Origin of the sequence: Stenotrophomonas maltophilia (assembly GCF_001676385.1) — a bacterium.
Classification (GTDB): Bacteria; Pseudomonadota; Gammaproteobacteria; order Xanthomonadales; family Xanthomonadaceae; genus Stenotrophomonas; species Stenotrophomonas maltophilia_J.
This window is the reverse complement of sequence record NZ_LYVJ01000009.1, coordinates 86083-102119: the sequence shown is the minus strand read 5'-3', so window position 1 is coordinate 102119 and position 16037 is coordinate 86083. Positions and strand designations below refer to the sequence as shown.

The following is a 16037-nucleotide window of genomic DNA, read 5'->3' as shown; positions in this document are numbered from 1 at the left end:
GATCGCAGTCAACTTGCCGCGTCCAGGGCTATCCACAGAGACTCGAACCGTTACGTCCCTGCCTCTGATCTTGAACTGCCAGTCCTCGTGCCAGCGCACACACCCTTCCACGCGTTCTCCACAGTCTCCCAGTGTTGAGTTACAGCATACAATTGCTTCGCTTTGTTCAGGCTCCGGGTAGTGACTAACCGGCTGGTGACCCCTTCACGGGCTCAAATTGAGCCGATTCCGTGTGCTTGCTCTCGAGGCCCCGTGCGGAATGCCGTGACGCGCAGGAATTACTTGGAAGGGGTGTTCTGTTCAATGGTATATTCATTGCCAAGACAGCGTCGCTTTGATCAGTGAGTGGATTCAAGGCATATACGATGGCGGTATTAATTCGTTGTAAAGTTCCTTGTGCAATAGATTGATGGCGCTATTCCCCAATATGAATCGTCGGTATTACTGACATGCCCACGCGCAGATTCGAAGAATCAGGTTGGTTGGGATTGATGCGGATGCGAACAGGAAGACGCTGGACGATTTTGGTGAAGTTGCCCGTGGCGTTGTGTGGCGCAATAGCCGAGTAGCTGACTCCGCTGGCCGGCCCCAGGTTTTCCACGGTTCCCTTCAGAGACGCATCGGGCAAGGCATCTACCTTGATGTCTACCGGCTGCCCGGTTCGTATCCGCTCCAACTGCGTTTCGCGGAAATTGGCTGTGATGTAGACCGAGTCGAGCGGGATTACCGCCAATAGCGGCTTACCCGCATTCACGAATGCGCCAACACGCACTGACTGCTGACCAATCACACCGCTGATGGGGGCAGTAATTCTGGCATAGGATAGTTTCAGCTCCGCTGCCGCTTGCGTTGCCAGTGCCTGTGAAAATGCAGCCTTGGCCTTTTCCAGGTCAGCTTTCAGGATTTCCGTCTGCTGCCGCGCGGCTTGCAGGCCCGCTTGATTCTTGTCCCTGCTGGCCAGTCGAATTGCCAACTGCGCTTCGGCCCTCTTGTTGAGCCTGAACGGAGCCTGATCCATCGGCAGCGAGGTTCCGGTAGCGCTTCTGGTTGGCTTCGGCCAGTGTGAGTTCCGCATCGTCCATCGCGATGGACGACTGGGCCTGACGTATCGCGGTTTCCTGCTGCGTCACGCGCGTTGCAAGCCCATCGACGCTGGCCTTGGCGATGGCGACTTGTGCCTTTGCCGCATCCATCGCAACAATGAAATCCCGATCGTCAAGCTCCGCAAGCAGATCGCCGACCTTCACCGCCTGGTTTTCGTCGACCAAGACTTTGTCGATGACGCCGGACACTTGTGAGGCGACGAGGGTGAAATCTGCCTGCACATAGGCGCCATCGGTGGACTGGGTAGATGCGCTGGATTCTGGGCGGTTCAGATTAATGACACAGCCCACCGCCAACGCTAGTAGTAGGGTACTGATGATGATCTTGGCATTCTTCGGCATAGCCATGGTGGAACTATCCTTGGGACGACGATGTGGATTGAGGGGCTGCGGTCCGCTGATCGGGGGCGGGAATGTAGGTCATCCGTAATACACAGGGGACCACCACCAACGCCATAACGCCCAGCATGCGGTAGGCATCTGCGAGTGATAGCACTAGTGCCTGTTGGCCAATGATTCGCATCAGTTCAGCGGGCTCTGGGACAAGCGGAACAGAACTGCTTGCGGACGCGGAGTGATCCAGCAGCATTTCCGTGTGGAACCGCTGTCTTACAGTTACGAACTGTCCGACCGCCGCGCCCCCGATTAGAGAGCCAAGGGTGCGCAGCGTGTTGATGGTCCCCGACACATAAGGGCCTTCGCTCGGATGGACGACGCTCGTACACAGGAATAGGAGCGAGACAATAGCCATTGGCTGGCCAAAAGCTTGCAGCGTCCGCGTCAGCACAAACTGGTCGCGGCTCCAATCAGGAGTCAGCTGCGCGCCGAGGAAGCACGCTAGGGCAATCAGCAACAGGCCGAGGATGAACACAAACCGAGCGTCGACCCATTTGCGGTAGAGCAACAGTGCGACCGCCGAACCTAAGACTAGTTGAGGGAGCGCAACGATCAGTCCAATCGGTGCCATCTGACGTGGTCGGTAGCTCTGGAGCGGCCCGAGAAGGGTTATCGGCAACGTCACGCCGGAGGTCAGGACGATCAGAAGGCAGATGAACAAGATGAAGCCCAGCGCCAGATTTCGGCGACTGAGCATCCGCAACCTGATGAACGGCATCGGTTGATACCACTCGGTCAGTAGATAGGCTCCCAGCAGAGTCAGCCCACCCACCAGTGAGACGACGATGAGGGGGGAGTTGAACCAATCTAATCGCACACCTTGATCCACGGCGACGGCAATTAGGGCAAATGCCGGCAAGCCGAGAGCCATACCGGGCCAGTTGGCCTGCAGGATGCGATCCGTCTGGATGCGGTCTTTGGGCAGACCCAATCCGACCAACAGGGCGGCAATGGCTGCGAGGGGCAGAATCTGCCAGTACACCCAGCGCCAATCGAACAGGCCATCCGTCCATTGCCCCGTTAACCAGATCGAAAGGTTGGGGGCGAAGGTGGCGGTCAGTGCATACAGTGCAAGCCCGTGTAGGCGGATGTGGGGCGGTAGAAACTTCAGCGCCGCCATCATCAGCACTGGAATCATCGTGCCGCCGGCGACACCTTGCAGAAAGCGCATGACCAGCAGCAGATCGAGGTCATGGATGAAAGGGATGCATACTGCCAACGAAGTGAACGCACCAATCATCCACAGCTCGAATCGGCGCACCGAGAGGGTGATGGCGAACCATGCCGAGAACGGCATGGCGATGACTTCGCCAGTGCTATAGGCGGTGGTGAGCCAAGAGGCATCGTCCAAGTCGAAGCCCATAGCGCCGCGAACGTCCGCCAGTGCCAAGGCGCCCACGCGGTTGTTCAATCCGGCCATGATAGCGGCGATTAGGATGCCGACCAGACCGGCAATTGCTCGCTTAGGAGGGGCCACCTCCGCAGCAGCGGCGCGCGGCTCCGCTGTCGACTGCAACGCTTCGGCATTCATTGCTCAACCTTGCCCTTAGAGGTAGCCGATGACGCGGTGATCATTCTGGGTGTCTCACTGCGTGCCGGCCGCTCGGATGTGAGGGTGTTGGGGGCCCAGCCACCGCCCAGCGACTTGTAGAGATTGACAAGGGTGAGCGCAGCGCTAGTTGCGCTGGCATTCAGGCTGCTCTGGCTGGCAATAAAGTCACGCTGTGCAGCTAGGACGTTCAAGTAGTCGCTAGCGCCTTCCTGATAGTTGCGCTCGGCAGCATGCAGCGCCTGCTTGCTCTGCCTATGCGAAGCCAGCAATTCGGTATGGCGGTTCTGCTGGGCTGCCCAGGCATCCAGGGCGTTGTCCACTTCATGCCAGGCTTCCAGCACTGTTTGCCGGTAAGCGATGGCGGCAGTCCTTTGTCGTGCCTCGCTTAGCGCAAGGCGATGCTTCAGACGCCCGCCCTGGAAGATGGGTAGATAGACGGTGGGACCGACGGAGAAGAATCTGGAATCCCAACTTTTGAGGTCGTTGACCTCGAAGGCCTCAGTGCCAAATCTTCCCCGTAGGCCGATACGTGGATAGAAGTCAGCCTTGGCGACACCTATGGCTGCCGTGGCAGCGTAGAGCTGGGCTTCGGCACGCTGTATGTCCGGCCGCTTGTGTGCTAGTTCAGAAGGCAGGCCCATAGGCACATTAGACGGGAGCGAAGGTAGAGGTATCGCTTGGAGCAACTGTGCATCGAGGCCACGTGGCTCCTCTCCTAGTAGCAACGCAAGCGCGTTCATCAGGGCATTTCGGCGCTGGATCAGTTCGGGCAGTAGCGCCTGGATAGTTGCAAGTTGCGCGCGTGCCGAGGAAGTTTCAAAGCGAGTGGCGACACCATTGCGCTCTCGGCTTTCTGCAAGGTGGAGCGTTCGGTCGACTAGTTCCAAGTTCTGCCGGGTAATTTCTAGTTGCGCTTGAGTTCCGCGCAACTGGAGATAGGTACGAGCCACTTCGGCAGACAGCGCCACCCGTGCCGCTTCGCGCTCGTATACTGTAGCCTTGAAGGTCGAAACAGCGCCTTTGCGTGACATTTGCGCACGGCCCCACAGGTCGAGTTCCCAATTGGCCTCAAATCCGAACTGCCAGAACTCGCTTGCGCTCGTCTGTGCGCCCAATGCGGCGAATTTGCCGTGCGCGCTAAGGGCCTCGTGAGTGTAGGTCGACGAAGCTCCCATACTTGGTAGCAGCAGCGAAGAGGTGATGCCCAATTGCGCCCGACTTTGCTCAATGCGTTCGCCTGCGATCTGCAGGTTCAGGCTACCCGTCTGGGCTCGCGATTGCAGATCCGACAGAATGGAATCATTGAACAAAATCCACCATGACGAAGGGAAGCTCTCTGCGGATATGCTCTGGTGCTGCTCGTAGTCGGCCCTAGGCGAGAATTGAGCTGCCGCCAGACTTTCATCAGACTTCACGAAGTCAGCGCTAACTGCACAACCGACCAGTGACGTCGTGAAGAGCGCTATGCCGGTTCTTCTCAGCAGTTGCGAGAGTGACAGTTGTGATGACATGAAATTAACCAAGAGTAATTACTGTACCGAACCGCGCGGTACGATTCATATCAAAAAAAGGCTGAGCAACTGGGGACGAACTTTGGGCGGATGCATGATCGAGATCGAGAATGCCTATGAGACACGTGGCAATATTGAATCGAACCGATCGGTTTGGTGCTGTATCCAACATGGACGCAAAGTGTCAAAACCTTCCCCCTAATGCGATGCGACGCACAGATCAAGTCATGACCGACCCGTCGCCGAGTGGCGGTGAGTTGAATGCAAAGGCCCTTACCGTCTTGCTTGCTGCGCGCAACGTCTTCCTGACTCATGGGTTCAGTGCAGCAACAACTGACATGATCCAGCAGGAGGCTGGAGTTTCTAAGTCCACTGTCTATGCGCACTACGCGAACAAGGAAGCACTCTTTACTGCGGTGATTGAAGCCGAATGTGCGTCTTTCACGAACACCGTGCATGGCATCAAGTTTCGTCCCGGTAAGCTGCGAGAGACGTTAACCATGTTGGCTCGCGCCTATCTGGATATCGTACTCTCCCCTGGCGGATTGGCTGTCTTCCGAGTTGTGATCGCCGAAGGCCCGCGATTCCCCAAACTCGCGCGAGCGTTCTATCTCGCCGGTCCACAGGTCATGACGATGATGGTGAGCGAGCAGTTGGCCAGCGCGGCAGCTTCCGGTGAGGTCGATCTTGGGGAAATTGGCCGTGATATAGCCGCAAGCCTCTTCATTAGCTTGGTTCGCGGAGAGCCCCAGCTACAGTGCCTGACTCATCCTGATGCAGCACCTTCCTCGGTACAGATCGATCAGTGGGCCAATTCTGCCGTAGTCACGTTCATGCGTGCCTATGGCCGCGGTGAGGACTCGCTCAATAGGCGCTCTTAGGCTTCGTTGAAGCTCGGCGATTGGTAGCCCTCAATGCCTCTCGCTCTCTATACTGCGCCGCCGCCGCGAACCATACAGGCAAGCTGATGGCGCGGTAGCTGCGCGATTGGGCATCGTAGCTCAAGCGAGCAGCTTATGCCGCCATCGAGTGTCAGTAGCGCTTGCTGGAGAGCATTATGTTGCACCAGTAGATGCTGGTCATGTGTTTCGCTTGCGCTCCCCACCAGCCACCGGATGATGTTCCGATCCGGCTCCATTGCGACGGACGGAAGCATGTGTTGCGCGCTTCTGCAAACTACGAAGAGGCCCAGATCAGCGCGCCTGCATCTCTGGTAGCGGTGATGCCCTTCTGGGTCTCCTATGCGCGAACAGGGACCTGCTGCCATGAAGGTTGTGTGGCGCGATGCGCCGCGCCATCGACAAGGCGAAGAACGAAAATGCCATCAAGCCTGCAGGAGGATGATGGATATGTACTTATGAATGACTTTTAGCCTACCCCTTTTCAGGGCGGGGAGGGCGTGGCTAGACCGCGCTTAGATGCCTCGCTAGACACTCAGGAGCTGGCGCATCTCCGCTGTGACGAAGTCAGTAAGCAGGCGAACGCGCGCTGGCATCAGGCGGCCAAAAGCATGGATGGTCTGCAAAGGTAGATCCTGGAGGCGCCGTGACGGCAACACTTGTACCAGCGCACCGCAGTCCAGGTCGTGTTGGACAGAGCATCGAGTGAGATGTGCCACGCCTACGCCGGCTAGCGCTGCGGCACGCAGCGCCGCGCCTGTGTCCAGGCCTACCCGTCCATTGGGCTGCATGCTCGTGCCGTCGGCGAAGGTGATGGCGGCCGAGCGACTCTCGAACAGGTAGCGCAGCATCGGCAGGTTGCGTAGGTCTTCGGGAGTAACCGGCATGCCACAGCGGGACAGGAGGGCGGGCGAAGCTACCAAGGCCATCGCCAACGTTGCGATAGGGTGAGCCGTCAGATCGCTGTCTGCTGGGTAGCCAATGCGGAAGGCGACATCGTAGCCCTCACGAATTACGTCAACATGCCGATCGGACAGCGACAGGTCCAAGCGAAGTCCGGGGTGAGCGTCAAGGAAGCGTGTGGTCAAAGAATTTTGCAACAAACGGCCAATCTCGCCGGGCATGCTGACGCGCAGTAGACCTCTTGCATCGCCGTCCGTGCGAATGGCGTCCGCCGCATCTTCCAATCCGCGCAACAACGGCGCTACGCGCTCAAATAGCGCAAGTCCTTCCTCTGTTGGTTGAAGGTGGCGTGTTGATCGGTGGAAGAGCTTTGCGCGCAGCTCGGCTTCAAGCCTAGTGATCGACTTGGAAACTGATGAAGGTGTAAGGCCGAGCGCACGGGCAGCTGCACTGAAAGACCCCGTTTCAATTGACCGTACGAATGCTAGCAGGGTGGTGGTGTTGTTTAGTAGATTCATTTGTGACTCCTTGGCACAACTGAAGTTCGACTACTTGTCTTCCGGCCAGGACCGGTCAAGGCTAAAGTCTGCGTTTCCCTACGGTGTAAGGTACAGCAATGAATCGCTTGGAGAATAAGGTCGCATTAATCACAGGCGGCAACAGCGGTATTGGCCTAGCGACTGCCAGCCTCTTCGCTCGCGAAGGTGCGCAGGTTGTCATCACTGGGCGTAGGCAGTCTGCACTGGATGAGGCGATAGAACGCATCGGTCATGGTGTGATCGGGCTGCGCGGAGATGTTGCCGATCTCGAACATCATTCTAAGGTGGCTACCTATGTACAGAATCTGTTCGGTGGCTTGGATATATATGTGGCCAATGCAGGAGTTTTGACAATCAACGATTCGTCAGGTGTATCCCCTGAGGAATTTGATTCGCAGTTCGCCATCAACACGCGTGGGGTCTTCTTCGGCGTCCAGGCCATGGTGCCAACGATGCGAGCGGGATCGAGCATTATCGTCACCAGTTCCTTGGCATCGGCTAGAGCACTGCCTGGGCACGCGGTGTATGCGGGTGCAAAGGCGGCGATCGAGGCATTCGCGCGTAGCTGGGCGCTCGAGCTGAAGAGCCGTTGCATTCGCGTTAACGTGCTCAGCCCTGGCCCCGTCGACACCGCTATCGTTGAGAAGCTTGGCGTGCCGGATACTGATCGCCCAGCCTTTCTGCGGGCAATGAGCGATCGGATTCCGGCAGGGCGTATGGGGGCGGCAGAAGAACTGGCAAATGCCGCACTCTTCCTCGCGTCGGCAGAGAGCAGCTTCGTCAATGGCGCCGAGTTGCGCGTTGATGGCGGTATGTACTTGACCTAACACTTGCCGGAGATCGCCACCTTGAGTACCCCTTCTAACTCTGAACTTCTGAACTTCATCGACGTACTGGCTGAAACCGGTAGCCATTATCGTATGGATGAGATGGAGGCCTTGTACACCGACGACTTGGCCTTCTTGGTCCTCACGGCCGAAGGAGGAATTGCGCGGCTATCGCGTGAGGAGATGTTCCAAGAGTTCCGTGAACGAGGAGCTGCGGGTGAGCCCCCGCTGTCCACGGAGAAGCGAGTCTTGCATGTGGAGCAGGATGGAGACACCGCTGTCGCGGTGCTGTATCGACGCATGGGCGTATCTGCTGACCCTGCGCTGTACGAGCTACGCCTGCGCCGAACTTCTGGACGTTGGCAAGTATGCGGCGAGACCGTTTCACCTTGGCCGGATCTCGAGAAAGCCATTGGCTTCTTGCCTCCGCGTCAGTTCGCGTAAGCCGTCAATCAGCAAATTTGAGCCATCGAATGCCACTTCAGCTCTTCAGCACTTGGCTACGGGGGCGGTGACAAACCAGCACCGCTCCTGGTGTATGTCGGGTATGCACTTAACTTTCGATGAGGTGAGCCAAGCTATGCTTCAATGAAGGAGCGGCCAACCGGGACATCGAAGGAATGGCGCCTGGAGCGATGCCACTTCGAGAGCCCAGAGTGTGCGATGCATGTGTTCTCCGGCTGGAGCGCCGTCTGTTGCCAGCCGTGCCGCCATTGGCGTTCAAATTGATAGTCGTGGACTCGGTAGCGTTAGAAGCATTACGTAGAAGTGATGCCGATGGGGCGCTAGGGACGGGCCTCGGCCTTTCGCGTTTCTGTCGGATCTGCTTTAGGGGCGCCGCGGATCTTCCGGCACCTGATGCTCTGAATACTGAAGTAGTTCTGTGTCAACTGTTTATGAAGGAGCGGGGGTATGTCAGGTCGAGGATCAATGGCCGCGGTAGTTTCAGTCAGTGGAATTGTAGTTGGATATCCGACCTATAGCTGCCGACCTTTAGTGACACTCCGCCCTCTTTCAGCCTCCATGTCCTACGGTGGGAGTCAGCTTCCAGCGGTATGGATTGTCTCCAGTTGACGCCGCTATTGGCTTTATCGCGACGGTAGGCCTACACTTGGCGTCCCTTCCGCTGGAGTTCGCCGGTGTCCTTGACCACTCTAAAATCGCTTAATGCTGAGATAAAACAGCTGGAGGCGCAGAAGGAGCTAGTGGAGAGGCGCGACGGAGAAGTGCCCCAGGCTCTGGCTGTGCTCAAGAAGTACGCCAAGGTTCTGACTGCGGCTCAGTGTCGTCAGCTCAATAAGATCATTGTCGCCTCTGTAGGGGCTAGTGTAGTTGGTGCTGCGAAGTCTGCAGGATCGCCAGTGAAGGGGCGCTCCCTAGGCAGGGTGGCCCCTAAATATCGGCTGCCTACGGGTGAAACATGGACAGGCAGGGGGCTGCAGCCGAAGGTATTCGGTGCTTGGGCTAACTCCGCTGAAGGTAAAGCGTGGCGTGCTGCGAACCAGGGGGAGAAGTATCCGTCAGCAAATAAGGCCAATCCAGTCCTGAAGACTGGGACGGCCGTGCCCAAGAAGGCGCGCAAGGTACGCACCAAGACTAGCGCAGTGAAGACCCCCGCTAAGAAGCGTGCCAGAAAGGTCGCTCGGAGTTCTGGTCGCAAGGGGGGATAAGGGTTGATTGAGAAGTTGTTGCCAAGGGTCTTGAAGTAGCAGTTGAGTTTTCACCTGAGCGATACTTTGGAGTCCGAACTCTAGGTGGGGTAGATTAACTCAGTGCCCGGCGATGCCAATATAATCCACATTGGAACGTCAGAAATTTAATCGGCGACGGCTTTGAATTTCCAATCGCATGAGAAATAGTACGCCCTCGAATCGCTCAAGTTCTATACGTTCAACATCAGCTCGAGCATACTTTCTTGGTTGATCGAGTACGTCAACTGTAGCTGCGAACCCGCTCCCATCGATACTAAGAAATAATGTTGCTTCATACACACTCACGCCGAGAGTTTCAGACCAGAAGCGAATGCGTGTGTCATACAGAGCTATCTCCCACTGTCGCCCCTTAACTCCTACTCGAATACGTCGACGTACTGCGTCGATCTCCTCAGATGTGAAGTGCTGATTGCACCGGATCGGCCAGCGATAGGAGCTATCGGGAGTGGACGTCATAGAGGTTGAAGCCATGTGCGAGCGTTGAATCTGTTTTCAGGAACTAGCAGTTCTTCACTAGGATCAGTCGTGTGGGGTTGGCCGGACGCTAGTAGGATTCCGGAGAGCAGAGGTATGCCGCTCCGATACACAAGCTTTAAGGGCATAATCGACCAAGGAATTGAACTGTCCTATCTGATTTTGTGTGGAAGATCAGTTTGGGGGGCAATACAGACTAAGATGGGCTTTCCCGTTTAACTTATTCTTAGTTTAACTTGCGGAGGGGGGGCTCTTGGGGCCTATGAACTGTTGGCTCGAAACTGCAAGCCACGCCTCGCTGCATCTATCACGGCGGCTGCAAAGGCTTCGGGCGCTTCTTGCGGGAGGTTGTGCCCGACTCCGCCATATACCACCCGGTGTTCATAATCGCCGGTGAACATCGCCCTATATTTGTCGCTATCAGGATGTGGCGCGCCATTCGCGTCGCCCTCCAGTGTAATAGTCGGAATAGATATTGTAGGATTCTGGGCGAGTAGTAATTCTTGTTGCGAAAGTGCAGGATTCCCTTCCGCAAGGCCGAGGCGCCAGCGGTAATTATTAATTACGATATCGACGTGATCTGGGTTTTCAAATGACAGTGCGGTTCGCCTGAATGTGGATTCGTCAAAATTCCAGCTCGGTGAAGCAAGCTTCCAGATGAGTCTTGCGAATTCAGTACGATTGGATTCGTATCCTCGTCGGCCTCGCTCAGTGGAAAAGTAGAACTGATACCACCACTTAAGCTCCTCCTCGGGAGCAAGAGGGCGCTGCCCTGTTGCCTGGCTGCCGATAAGGTAGCCGCTAACCGACACCAATGCGTTGCATCGCGTTGGCCAGAGAGCGGCCATAATGTTTGCTGTGCGGGCGCCCCAGTCGCATCCTGCGACGGTGAATTCCTTCACATTTAGCGCATCCAGTAGATTTAGTGCATCCATTGCAAAAATGGATTGTTGTCCATTTCTAGGTGCAGTCGTCGACCTGATTAACGTTTGCCCGAACCCTCTGAGATACGGGACTAGGACCCTATAGCCAGCCTCCACCAGAAGAATTGCTGCAGAGGAATAGGTTTGAATATCGTATGGCCAACCATGCAAAAGAAGGATGGTGTGCGCATCCTGCTTGCCCATATCTGCATAGCAAATTCGCAGTTCACCTGCATCGATGTGTTTCAGTTCTCCATGCCAGTCCTCCCTAGCCACGTCACTCGGGACTGAGTTGCTACTCGAACTACTTGGAGACGCGAGCAATGCCGGTGCTAGTACGGCACCCAGAGCTCCGTGGGCTACTCGTCGACGCATTACGTCGACTGGCTGACCGGATTTTGGATCCTTCATGGGTATCTAGCCTCTCGTCCGAATAGCAATGAGTGAGTACGGTTCGCCGGCTGAGTTGAGCGCATAGTCAATGAGCTCGGCCAAATGGCAGGGATATGAAGTTCTTGAGCTTATCGATGCCCGGTATCGTATCAGACGGGCGATCAAGGGGGGGGGGCTAAGGATACTAGGAATCTATCTGCGGCATTGGCGATTAACGCTGCACCTTATGTTTCTTGAAATGAAACAATCGTAAGCTAATTTTTTCGATAAAAAGATGTCATGGACGATATTTATGCCAATTCGGGCGATGCGCTAGTTGATGCCAGGCAGAATGCTATCTGGATGGAATTTCTAAAGCTCATGTCTGACCTTCATCCCGCGGGTCGTCTAGTTTTTGTTCTTCACGACCTTTGGGGTGTCGAGATGAAGGAGGTCTCAGTAATATCTGGTCTATCCGGATTGGAATGCGCCGAAGTCCTCGCGGCAGCAAGGGAGAGGGTTCGCTTGCGGGAAAGGATACTGCTTGCAAAACTACGGTAATCGCATTGCGGGATGTATCTCGTGCTCGCTGAGGTTGGTGTATAATGTCAGTTTCTTCCCCAATTTTTGAAACATAAATTAATCCGATTTGCAGCCGGGTGGGGACTTGGCTCCAGACGGGCGGAGATTAAAGTCTGCTATAATGATGCCTCGCTGGTTTCGGCTCAGGTTATGGGGTTGGTGTCGAGGCATGCGCTGCATCTGGTTGTTCAGTGCGCGGATCATTCGCTCCGCTATGCCATTATTCTGGGAGTGGTGTAGCGCGATGAACTCCCGCTATGGGGCCATAGTCGCGCATCTTTCGCGTCTAGTCGCGTCTGAGCCACCACTGGGGCTATCCTTGGCTACCCGAATCTATTGACCGCATTTATTGTTCAGCCGGTTGGCCTAATGTTTCGTAAGTTCGGCCATGGCCAAATCTCGCCCATGTCGGAGGCTCGGCGCGGCGAGCCATCCATTTCAGTGAGTGTGCTTTGACATTTGTAAAACGGGACCAAGCAGAGCGTGGGAAAGTGGAGGGTACGTCTGCTTGGTCCATGGGGGGCATCGTCTGTCAGTTTGTCGCTAGAACAGAGAATCCAGTTGACTCACGAACTGCGTCTACAGCGAGGAAATAGACCCCTTCAGCGGGGCGTGTCAGGAGTAGCGTCTCAATCGTCGCTGCCTTATTCGATGTAGCGATAACGTTGTTGTCGCTCGGAAGACTATCTCGGCTAAGGCGGAGTGATACATCGCCGGTCCCTCCATATGTACGTATATTCAAGGTCTTTGAGCCCGCGGGAACTGAAATCTGAAAGTACAGGGAGTCCCCAGGCCTCACCCTCTGATCGAGAATCGGCTGGCCATTGTTCAGCCTGGTAGCGAGGTCTTCAGGCGTTACGCCCTCGTAGGCTTTTCTTACGGCTCTGGCAGCATCGGCTATCCCTACGCCTATGCTGGTCGTGGTGCCCGGGTTGACTAAGAATGGTTTCACCGTCCCTCGCAATAATGCGCTTACTTGGGTGGGGGCTAGTGGGGCGTGACCACCGGCGACGGATGCACTTTGAATTAGTGCGACAATGCCGGCGACATGGGGCGCTGCCATTGATGTACCGATCTGTCCCACTACGGCGTCTTCTTCTGGTCCGCGTTTTCCGCGATTCCCAAGCGACCAAATGAATTTTTCTGGTGGGTCAAGCGCACTTGAGGCGTTGCCTCCGGGAGCTGCTACGGTGACGCTCGTTCCGTAGTTTGAGAAATACGACCGTGCGCCATCTACTCCGGTCGCACCGACAGTGATGACGCCTCTGCAGCTAGCGGGAGTGTAGTTTGCAGCGTTGCTGTTGTCGTTCCCTGCGGCCACGACGACGGTCACCCCCCGGAGTAGGGCTTCATTGATTGCTTCCTGGGTCGCGGGGTCATCATCGCAGCGTCCATATCCTCCTAGACTCATGTTGATAACTTCCGCAGGGGTTTGGTTCAGAGGCAACCCCGGCACGCTTCCGCCAGCGGCCCATACAATTCCGTCGGCGATGTCGGAGGTTAGCCCGCCGCAGTGGCCCAGAACGCGAATGGGTTGTACTTTTGAATCGAATGCGATGCCCGCAACGTCCAGGCCATTATTTGTTACTGCTGCGACTGTTCCTGCCACGTGGGTGCCGTGCCATGAGCTGTCGCTGATGTATCCAGAGCAGAAGCCCTCGCGCCCATCCAGCCAGTCACCAGGATCACTTGCATCAGCATCGCGCCCATCCCCGTCACCAGCTATATCGGGATAGGAAACTCCGTCTTCATTCTGCCCATGCCAGCTAATGAGATCGTATCCCGGGATAATGTTGGAGGCTAAGTCTCGATGCGGACGGAATCCCGTATCAAGAACGGCAACCACCACACCCGAACCCGTGCTCTGACGCCATGCCTCAGGGGCTCCAATACCTGTGGCTTGGTGGTAATAATGCCACTGTCGAGCGCTATACGCAGGGTCGTTCGGAGTAAAATCGATGGAAAACTTAATCGTATCTACTTGTGCATACTGTACATTGGGGTCGCTTCGAAGTGCAGTCAATAGTTGGAGAGATTGAGTCGTATCCAAAGGAATTCTGGTTCTGATGAGCTCTGCGCCAGTTGCGCTTTGCCGAATCCTGATGATTTTCCGCGAATCGGTTAGTTTGTTGGAGCTATTGCCCCATGAGATTCCGGAGTCAACTGCGGCTTTTTCTAGTCGCAATTGGATGTCGTCGCCTTTTTGTGTGGTAGATGCGCTATCTCGATACTTTACAATGAATCTGTCTTGTCGATTATTCGTAGAGAGCCGTCGAGTGTGGTGGCGCTCGAAATGCTGATATGAGGGTTGTTGGTCGGCTATATCAGTCGCCGACAACGTCTCGGCGTGGCCGCTAATTACAATTCCTGCAGCATAGAGTAGGATTATGTTTGCTTTCATGTTGATTCTGAATTGGTGTGTTGAGGATGGGGTGAGACTTGTAGTTAACGACTTACAGGTCTATACCCAGGCCGATTCCGGCGGATTTATCATCTCCACTGAAGCTGCCTCCCAGGCTGAATGATGCGCGTCCGAAGGACTTGGCATAGCCAACTGAGACGGCGCTCTCTCCACTCTGAAATCCTGCGCCGATTGCGACTCGGCCATTTTCAGTGCGACCACCTGCGGCATTGATTGACATACTCATCATCGCGGAGCTCATCGCTCCCAGTCGGTTCATTCGCTTGTCCTGCATGGACAGGCGATTCTGGACGTCCTTGGTCAGATCGTTGAAGCGATCGTCAAGCAATTGAATTTGACGATCTGTATAGCTATTCGCGGAGCGAAGTGTGCGTGCGCTTACCTCGTCCGTGTAATGGTTGGCACTACGGAGTGTTGCGCCGTCAGCTGCGTCCATCTGAGACTTGTTCACGGCGTGATCTCCATTTGTTCCAGCTGCAACGTTGCGAATCTGCGTGCCGTGTTCGCCCCCAAGAGATATCGTGCTTTTGTCCTCACCGTCATAGGCAACTCCACTGTACTGGGGAGGGGGAGTTCCAGGCTCTTCCCCGGAAGGAGGGGAAGAGCCTGGTGGTTTGGGTAGATTGTCCAGCTCCCCTTGTAGCTGCGAGAGACGGCCATCCACCGCGGCGAACGCTTCCCCAACGTTCGAGTATTCAAAGCCTTGCACGCTATATGAAGGAAGTTGAAGTTGCCCCATCAGGATGGTCGAGCCACCGCCTAGTGCGTTGGCAAGCTGCTGGAGTTGTTGAATGTTGGCGGCGTCGTGCTCTAGCTCGCCATCTGCTAATCCTGTTATCTGACGGTAGAAGGGCTCTACGTAAGTCCCATCTGAACGCATCCACGCTCGGTCTGCGCCAACCGCGATTGTATTTGCTCTGTCCGCAAGTGATCCTGCACCCAAAGCGACACTGCTGTCGGCGAGTGTGATTGCATGGTGCCCGAGTGCAATGCTGCCATTCCCGAAGGACTGTGCGCTCTCGCCAATTGCTACCGCAAATCGAGGGAGTTCGGGTCCATCGTATCTCCAGGGCGATGCGCAGCCTTCTGGGTCGTCGCATTCCTCGGGGGGAGGGGGGGGATTCTCGTTAGGGCGGTCTCCTCCAGTCTGGGCGCCGTTGCCCATAGAAATTGTTCCTTCCCCCCACGTGAAAGCCTGATAGCCAACCGCGATGGATCTATCGCTCTGGGCCCTCGCCGCACTTCCAAGGGCGATGGACTGGAACCCGTAGGCGTGCGCGAAATTGCCTACTGCGGTAGATTGCGCGAGGTCTGCGTAGCTACCGTTGCCCAGTGCGGTTGTGAATTCCTGCTCGGCGCGGGCTAGTTCGCCCACAGCGACTGAGCTGATTCCTCGTGCCCAAGTTCCTGGGCCTAAGGCCGTCGAATAGAGTCCATGTGCTTTGGCCTTAGGGCCTACAGCGACGGAGACAAACTGTGTTGCTTCACTCAGGGCTCCAATGGCTAGGCTGCTGTCGCCCGATGCGTTGGCGGCCGGGCCAAGTGCTGTTGCGAAAATCCCGCTGGACGCAGCTCCGGATCCTATTGCAGTTGATAGTGCACCATCTGCTCTGGTCGTATAGGTGACGCCATTAATGGTTGCATCCGCGCCGATTGCTTGGGATCCGTCTCCGTTTGCACTGACATTCTGACCAAGTGCGACGGCTGCATATCCGTTAGTGTTAGCCCCATAACCAATGGCGGTACTGAAGGTACCCACGGCGGTAGCGGCATATCCCATGGATGTTGCCCCTGCTCCAACCGCGATGCTCATTGCTCCAAC

Annotated in this window: 12 protein-coding genes; 4 read left to right on the top strand and 8 right to left on the bottom strand. The window is 56.0% G+C overall.

Annotated elements, in window-relative coordinates; all coding sequences use genetic code 11:
• Positions 1-415: 415 nt before the first annotated feature.
• From A9K58_RS19915 to A9K58_RS12895, 4 genes are read right to left on the bottom strand one after another with little or no spacing between them, the layout of a single operon-like run.
• Positions 416-973: an HlyD family secretion protein gene (locus tag A9K58_RS19915; protein ID WP_231109315.1), complete on the bottom strand. Its 558-nt coding sequence runs from the start codon at positions 971-973 to the stop codon at positions 416-418.
• Positions 891-1451, bottom strand: coding sequence for an HlyD family secretion protein (locus A9K58_RS19910; protein ID WP_231109310.1), 561 nt, complete (start codon positions 1449-1451; stop codon positions 891-893). Before A9K58_RS19910 ends, A9K58_RS19915 begins: the two co-directional genes overlap by 83 nt.
• A 7-nt stretch (positions 1452-1458) precedes the next feature.
• On the bottom strand, positions 1459-3030 hold the full coding sequence (locus tag A9K58_RS12900; RefSeq protein WP_065199709.1) for an MFS transporter: 1572 nt from the start codon (positions 3028-3030) through the stop codon (positions 1459-1461).
• On the bottom strand, positions 3027-4562 hold the full coding sequence (locus tag A9K58_RS12895) for an efflux transporter outer membrane subunit (protein WP_065199808.1): 1536 nt from the start codon (positions 4560-4562) through the stop codon (positions 3027-3029). Before A9K58_RS12895 ends, A9K58_RS12900 begins: the two co-directional genes overlap by 4 nt.
• A gap of 227 nt (positions 4563-4789) precedes the next feature.
• On the opposite strand from A9K58_RS12895, the gene A9K58_RS12890 reads away from it, so the two are divergent.
• A complete protein-coding gene (locus A9K58_RS12890; protein ID WP_065199708.1) occupies positions 4790-5443 on the top strand; it encodes a TetR/AcrR family transcriptional regulator in 654 nt (217 codons plus the stop codon).
• A 545-nt stretch (positions 5444-5988) separates the two neighbouring features.
• On the opposite strand, the gene A9K58_RS12885 is transcribed toward A9K58_RS12890, so the two are convergent.
• A complete protein-coding gene (locus A9K58_RS12885) occupies positions 5989-6882 on the bottom strand; it encodes a LysR family transcriptional regulator (RefSeq protein ID WP_065199707.1) in 894 nt (297 codons plus the stop codon).
• Between the two features lie 98 nt (positions 6883-6980).
• On the opposite strand from A9K58_RS12885, the gene A9K58_RS12880 reads away from it, so the two are divergent.
• The 3 genes from A9K58_RS12880 (at position 6981) to A9K58_RS19175 (ending at position 9400) form a co-directional block, all read left to right on the top strand.
• Positions 6981-7730: an SDR family NAD(P)-dependent oxidoreductase gene (locus tag A9K58_RS12880; RefSeq protein ID WP_065179824.1), complete on the top strand. Its 750-nt coding sequence runs from the start codon at positions 6981-6983 to the stop codon at positions 7728-7730.
• A 21-nt stretch (positions 7731-7751) separates the two neighbouring features.
• A complete protein-coding gene (locus A9K58_RS12875; protein ID WP_065199807.1) occupies positions 7752-8174 on the top strand; it encodes a nuclear transport factor 2 family protein in 423 nt (140 codons plus the stop codon).
• Between the two features lie 695 nt (positions 8175-8869).
• A complete protein-coding gene (locus tag A9K58_RS19175; protein ID WP_081284050.1) occupies positions 8870-9400 on the top strand; it encodes an H-NS family nucleoid-associated regulatory protein in 531 nt (176 codons plus the stop codon).
• A gap of 776 nt (positions 9401-10176) precedes the next feature.
• On the opposite strand, the gene A9K58_RS12870 is transcribed toward A9K58_RS19175, so the two are convergent.
• The 3 genes from A9K58_RS12870 to A9K58_RS19165 form a co-directional block, all read right to left on the bottom strand.
• Positions 10177-11115 carry an alpha/beta hydrolase gene (locus A9K58_RS12870; RefSeq protein ID WP_231109309.1) on the bottom strand — a complete coding sequence of 313 codons (939 nt, stop codon included), beginning with the start codon at positions 11113-11115 and terminating at the stop codon, positions 10177-10179.
• A gap of 1210 nt (positions 11116-12325) precedes the next feature.
• Entirely contained in the window at positions 12326-14194 is a 1869-nt protein-coding gene (locus tag A9K58_RS19170) for a S8 family peptidase (protein WP_081284048.1), read from the bottom strand.
• Between the two features lie 52 nt (positions 14195-14246).
• Complete coding sequence (locus tag A9K58_RS19165; RefSeq protein WP_196769193.1) at positions 14247-16028, bottom strand: YadA-like family protein; 1782 nt, start codon at positions 16026-16028, stop codon at positions 14247-14249.
• Positions 16029-16037: the final 9 nt, after the last annotated feature.

Bases quoted from the DNA above. Each gene is read 5' to 3' on its own strand.
- A9K58_RS19910 (WP_231109310.1), bottom strand. From the start codon at position 1,451: ATGGCTATGCCGAAGAATGCCAAGATCATCATCAGTACCCTACTACTA.
- A9K58_RS12900 (WP_065199709.1), bottom strand. From the start codon at position 3,030: ATGAATGCCGAAGCGTTGCAGTCGACAGCGGAGCCGCGCGCCGCTGCT.
- A9K58_RS12895 (WP_065199808.1), bottom strand. From the start codon at position 4,562: ATGTCATCACAACTGTCACTCTCGCAACTGCTGAGAAGAACCGGCATA.
- A9K58_RS12890 (WP_065199708.1), top strand. From the start codon at position 4,790: ATGACCGACCCGTCGCCGAGTGGCGGTGAGTTGAATGCAAAGGCCCTT.
- A9K58_RS12885 (WP_065199707.1), bottom strand. From the start codon at position 6,882: ATGAATCTACTAAACAACACCACCACCCTGCTAGCATTCGTACGGTCA.
- A9K58_RS12880 (WP_065179824.1), top strand. From the start codon at position 6,981: ATGAATCGCTTGGAGAATAAGGTCGCATTAATCACAGGCGGCAACAGC.
- A9K58_RS19170 (WP_081284048.1), bottom strand. From the start codon at position 14,194: ATGAAAGCAAACATAATCCTACTCTATGCTGCAGGAATTGTAATTAGC.
- A9K58_RS19165 (WP_196769193.1), bottom strand. From the start codon at position 16,028: ATGAGCATCGCGGTTGGAGCAGGGGCAACATCCATGGGATATGCCGCT.